Below are 5,994 nucleotides of genomic sequence, written 5' to 3'. Positions count from 1 at the left end.
GACCGGATCCCTCGGGATCCGCCGGAGGATCCGGAGCATGTGCATCGCCAGGACGGGATGCGGGTGTGACGGGGAGCACGGGCCGCGGAGTTGCAGCGGGGTCGGGTTCACTGCTAGAGTAGTGACTCGCGCCGGGACGACGAAGCGGATAATCGCAGAAGTCGCAGCGAGGATCTTGGTCCTCACGGTGGCGAACCGAGCCTCTTGGCCGGACCGATGATATCGGGTCGGCGGGATGTGCGCGTGTTGTTTGAGATCTCAATAGCGTGTCTGTTTGTTGATGCCAAAGTATTATGTTTTGGCAGTTTTATGGACATCTAGCAATAGCTAGTTGTTCGTTTTCTGTCGGGATTGTTTTCATTTTTTAATGGAGAGTTTGATCCTGGCTCAGGACGAACGCTGGCGGCGTGCTTAACACATGCAAGTCGAACGATGATCCCGTGCTTGCACGGGTGATTAGTGGCGAACGGGTGAGTAACACGTGAGTAACCTGCCCCTCACTTCGGGATAACCTCGGGAAATCGTGGCTAATACCGGATATGAGTTCCCATCGCATGGTGGGGATTGGAAAGTTTTTCGGTGAGGGATGGACTCGCGGCCTATCAGTTTGTTGGTGAGGTAATGGCTCACCAAGGCGATGACGGGTAGCCGGCCTGAGAGGGCGACCGGCCACACTGGGACTGAGACACGGCCCAGACTCCTACGGGAGGCAGCAGTGGGGAATATTGCACAATGGGCGAAAGCCTGATGCAGCGACGCCGCGTGAGGGATGACGGCCTTCGGGTTGTAAACCTCTTTCAGCAGGGAAGAAGCGAAAGTGACGGTACCTGCAGAAGAAGCGCCGGCTAACTACGTGCCAGCAGCCGCGGTAATACGTAGGGCGCAAGCGTTGTCCGGAATTATTGGGCGTAAAGAGCTTGTAGGTGGCTTGTCGCGTCTGCCGTGAAAATCCAGGGCTCAACCCTGGACGTGCGGTGGGTACGGGCAAGCTAGAGTGTGGTAGGGGAGATTGGAACTCCTGGTGTAGCGGTGAAATGCGCAGATATCAGGAAGAACACCGATGGCGAAGGCAGGTCTCTGGGCCATTACTGACACTGAGAAGCGAAAGCATGGGGAGCGAACAGGATTAGATACCCTGGTAGTCCATGCCGTAAACGTTGGGCACTAGGTGTGGGGGACATTCCACGTTCTCCGCGCCGTAGCTAACGCATTAAGTGCCCCGCCTGGGGAGTACGGCCGCAAGGCTAAAACTCAAAGGAATTGACGGGGGCCCGCACAAGCGGCGGAGCATGCGGATTAATTCGATGCAACGCGAAGAACCTTACCAAGGCTTGACATGCACCGGACGACTCCAGAGATGGGGTTTTCTTCGGACTGGTGCACAGGTGGTGCATGGTTGTCGTCAGCTCGTGTCGTGAGATGTTGGGTTAAGTCCCGCAACGAGCGCAACCCTCGTTCCATGTTGCCAGCGCGTAATGGCGGGGACTCATGGGAGACTGCCGGGGTCAACTCGGAGGAAGGTGGGGACGACGTCAAATCATCATGCCCCTTATGTCTTGGGCTTCACGCATGCTACAATGGCCGGTACAAAGGGTTGCGATACTGTGAGGTGGAGCGAATCCCAAAAAGCCGGTCTCAGTTCGGATTGGGGTCTGCAACTCGACCCCATGAAGTCGGAGTCGCTAGTAATCGCAGATCAGCAACGCTGCGGTGAATACGTTCCCGGGCCTTGTACACACCGCCCGTCAAGTCACGAAAGTCGGTAACACCCGAAGCCAGTGGCCCATCCCTTGTGGAGGGAGCTGTCTAAGGTGGGATTGGTGATTGGGACTAAGTCGTAACAAGGTAGCCGTACCGGAAGGTGCGGCTGGATCACCTCCTTTCTAAGGAGCATCACCAGTTATGGTGGCCATCTGCACGACCGTTTGTGTCGTGGGTGGTTGCTCAAGGGTGGAACATCAACGGATGGGCACTTCATCGCCGGCTCGGCGGTCCTCAGTACAGCTCCTTGTGGGTGTGGAACGGGGCCTGGGGTCGGGGGTTCGAGGTGGAGACACGCTATTGGGTTTTGAGGCTGCACGCGCATCCTCGGGTCCTGTCCTTCGGGGTGGGGCCTGGGGTGTGTGTGGCTGGTCCTCCCTCCTGCATGGTCGATCGGATGGTCGGTGTGTGGGGGTGTGGGGTTGTTCTTTGAGAACTGCATAGTGGACGCGAGCATCTTTGTAAGCAATAAGTCTTTGTAGTGTTGCCTAAGTTTCTAAGGGCGCACGGTGAATGCCTTGGCACAAGGAGCCGATGAAGGACGTAGGAGTCTGCGATAAGCCCCGGGGAGGTGACAACCGACCTGTGATCCGGAGATGTCCGAATGGGGAAACCCACCAGGAGTCATGTCCTGGTACCCGCTGCTGAATGTATAGGCAGTGTGGAGGGAACGCGGGGAAGTGAAACATCTCAGTACCCGCAGGAAGAGAAAACAACAGTGATTCCGTGAGTAGTGGCGAGCGAAAGCGGATGAGGCTAAACCTGTTCTGTGTGATACCCGGCAGGGGTTGCAGGATGGGGGTTGTGGGACGTGTCTGATGGTTCTGCCGAATCGTCGACGTCAGCTCGTAGTGGTAGTCGAAGTCGTGGTGAGTGCGACGGCGTAGAGGGTGTGACCCCCGTAGACGAAACCGCTGCAGCGCGTGACGCTGTTCCCAAGTAGCACCGGACCCGTGAAATCTGGTGTGAATCTGCCAGGACCACCTGGTAAGCCTGAATACTTCCTTGTGACCGATAGCGGACAAGTACCGTGAGGGAAAGGTGAAAAGTACCCCGGGAGGGGAGTGAAATAGAACCTGAAACCGTGCGCTTACAATCCGTCGGAGCCTTGAGGGGTGACGGCGTGCCTTTTGAAGAATGAGCCTGCGAGTTAGTGGTCGGTGGCGAGGTTAACCCGTGTGGGGTAGCCGTAGCGAAAGCGAGTCTGAACGGGGCGTTCAGTCGCCGGCTCTAGACCCGAAGCGAAGTGATCTATCCATGGGCAGGGTGAAGCGCGGGTAAGACCGCGTGGAGGCCCGAACCCACTTCAGTTGAAAATGGAGGGGATGACCTGTGGATAGGGGTGAAAGGCCAATCAAACTTCGTGATAGCTGGTTCTCCCCGAAATGCATTTAGGTGCAGCGTTACGTGTTTCGTGCCGGAGGTAGAGCACTGGATAGGCGATGGGCCCCACCGGGTTACTGACCTTAGCCAAACTCCGAATGCCGGTACGTGAGAGCGTAGCAGTGAGACTGTGGGGGATAAGCTTCATAGTCGAGAGGGAAACAGCCCAGAACATCAGCTAAGGCCCCTAAGCGTGTGCTAAGTGGAAAAGGATGTAGAGTTGCTGAGACAACCAGGAGGTTGGCTTAGAAGCAGCCACCCTTGAAAGAGTGCGTAATAGCTCACTGGTCAAGTGATTCTGCGCCGACAATGTAGCGGGGCTCAAGTACACCGCCGAAGCTGTGTCATTCAGGTTTTCCTGGATGGGTAGGGGAGCGTCGTGCAGGCAGTGAAGCTGCGGGGTAACCCAGTGGTGGAGACTGCACGAGTGAGAATGCAGGCATGAGTAGCGAAAGACGGGTGAGAAACCCGTCCGCCGATTGATCAAGGGTTCCAGGGCCAGGTTAATCCGCCCTGGGTTAGTCGGGACCTAAGGCGAGGCCGACAGGCGTAGTCGATGGACATCGGGTTGATATTCCCGAACCGACAGTGTGAGGACCCATACCGAATCGCGTGATGCTAACCATCCGAATCCGACTCGTCTCCTTCGGGAGATGTGCTCGGGTGAGCGTGGGAACCGAGCGTGTAGTAGGTCAGCGTATGGAATGACGCAGAGAGGTAGCTTCCGCGGACTTAATGGAATAGTCCGTCCAAGCGAGCAGCCCGCGCACCGGTAATGCGGTGCCGTATGGGGTGAGACGTGATGGGGATCCCTTCAGGGAGTAGGTGAGTGATCCTGTACTGCCAAGAAAAGTTCCGGCGTGACGAACACTGTCGCCCGTACCCTAAACCGACTCAGGTGATCAGGTAGAGAATACCGAGGCGTTCGAGAGAATCGTGGTTAAGGAACTCGGCAAAATACCCCCGTAACTTCGGGAGAAGGGGGGCCTGAGAGGTGAGAGCCTCGAGGGCCGCAGAGACCAGGGAGAAGCGACTGTTTACTAAAAACACAGGTCCGTGCGAAGTCGAAAGACGCTGTATACGGACTGACGCCTGCCCGGTGCTGGAAGGTTAAGAGGACCGGTTAGCTCTTCGGAGCGAAGCTGAGAATTTAAGCCCCAGTAAACGGCGGTGGTAACTATAACCATCCTAAGGTAGCGAAATTCCTTGTCGGGTAAGTTCCGACCTGCACGAATGGCGTAACGACTTCTCCACTGTCTCAACCGCGAACTCGGCGAAATTGCATTACGAGTAAAGATGCTCGTTACGCGCAGCAGGACGGAAAGACCCCGGGACCTTTACTATAGTTTGGTATTGGTGTTCGGAACGGCTTGTGTAGGATAGGTGGGAGACTGTGAAGCATGGACGCTAGTTCGTGTGGAGTCATTGTTGAAATACCACTCTGGTCGTTCTGGATTCCTAACCTCGGTCCGTGATCCGGATCAGGGACAGTGCCTGATGGGTAGTTTAACTGGGGCGGTTGCCTCCTAAAGAGTAACGGAGGCGCTCAAAGGTTCCCTCAGCCTGGTTGGTAATCAGGTGTCGAGTGTAAGTGCACAAGGGAGCTTGACTGCGAGACTGACAAGTCGGGCAGGTGCGAAAGCAGGAACTAGTGATCCGGCACCTCATTGTGGAATGGGTGTCGCTCAACGGATAAAAGGTACCCCGGGGATAACAGGCTGATCTTGCCCAAGAGCTCATATCGACGGCATGGTTTGGCACCTCGATGTCGGCTCGTCGCATCCTGGGGCTGGAGTTGGTCCCAAGGGTTAGGCTGTTCGCCTATTAAAGCGGTACGCGAGCTGGGTTTAGAACGTCGTGAGACAGTTCGGTCCCTATCCGCTGCGCGCGTTGGATATTTGAGAAGACCTGTCCCTAGTACGAGAGGACCGGGATGGACTGACCTCTGGTGTGCCAGTTGTTCTGCCAAGAGCATGGCTGGTTGGCTACGTCGGGAAGGGATAACCGCTGAAAGCATCTAAGCGGGAAGCCTGCTTCAAGATGAGATATCCGTGCCCCTTGTGGGTGAGAGGCCCCCGGCAGACCACCGGGTTGATAGGCCAGATGTGGAAGCACAGCAATGTGTGGAGCTGACTGGTACTAATGGCTGATGACTTATCAACACTATTGTTGTTGCTCATTGTGTGTTCGCGTCCACTGTGTGGTTCTTGGAGAACAACTCCTGCCGCTGTGTCCCTGAGTGGGGTGTGGTGTGTTGGGGATTGGTTGTCTCGCCGTGTTACGGCGGTCATAGCGTCGAGGAAACGCCCGGTTCCATTCCGAACCCGGTAGCTAAGCTCGACTGCGCCGATGGTACTGCACTCGGTAGGGTGTGGGAGAGTAGGTCGCCGCCGGACATTCTTGCAGTGCTGTGGGGCCTGGTCCTGCTGCATGGTCTCTGTTGGGGCACGCCTGTTGTGGGTGGTGCCGGGCGGGGATTGTGTGGTGGTTGATCGGGCCCTGCAGTCCTTTGTGGGGTCTGTTCGGGGAGTGTGCTCGTGTGTGGGGGTCAGGGTTTCCTGACCCCCCTTTTTTTATGCCCGGACTCGGGCTTGGGGAGAGCCGGTGTGTGCTGTCTTCTTTTGTGGCGCGGTCGCGTTGTTCCGGTTCGTTGGCGGTATCGGTGGGCGGTGGTGTTCCGTGCCGGCAAGGGTGTGCGGGGCACCGTTCCGGCTGGCTGGCGTTCCCATTGGCCCATTGGCCCATTGGCCCATTGGCACGGTGGCCCCGTGTCCCTGCGGCTCTGAGCACCCGTGTCTCTGTGGCCCTGCGGCCCCGCGTCTCTGTGTCCCTGCTGCTCTTACCCCCCCC

Annotated in this window: 3 rRNA genes; all 3 read left to right on the top strand. The window is 57.1% G+C overall.

The annotated features are described in order from the left end of the window. The first annotated feature begins 364 nt into the window (after positions 1-364). The 3 genes from ACT3TZ_RS14820 to rrf all read left to right on the top strand — a co-directional run bounded on the left by ACT3TZ_RS14820 (position 365) and on the right by rrf (position 5,540). Positions 365-1,883, top strand: a 16S ribosomal RNA gene (locus ACT3TZ_RS14820). Between the two features lie 363 nt (positions 1,884-2,246). After that, positions 2,247-5,306 (top strand): 23S ribosomal RNA (locus tag ACT3TZ_RS14815). A 117-nt stretch (positions 5,307-5,423) separates the two neighbouring features. Further along, positions 5,424-5,540, top strand: a 5S ribosomal RNA gene (rrf, locus tag ACT3TZ_RS14810). The 16S, 23S and 5S rRNA genes sit together here, the layout of an rRNA operon. The last annotated feature ends 454 nt before the right edge of the window (positions 5,541-5,994 follow it).

This window comes from Brachybacterium sp. AOP25-B2-12 (assembly GCF_052378625.1).
GTDB lineage: Bacteria > Actinomycetota > Actinomycetes > Actinomycetales > Dermabacteraceae > Brachybacterium.
Note: the sequence above shows the minus strand (reverse complement) of the source record. Positions and strands in the feature narration are given on the sequence as shown.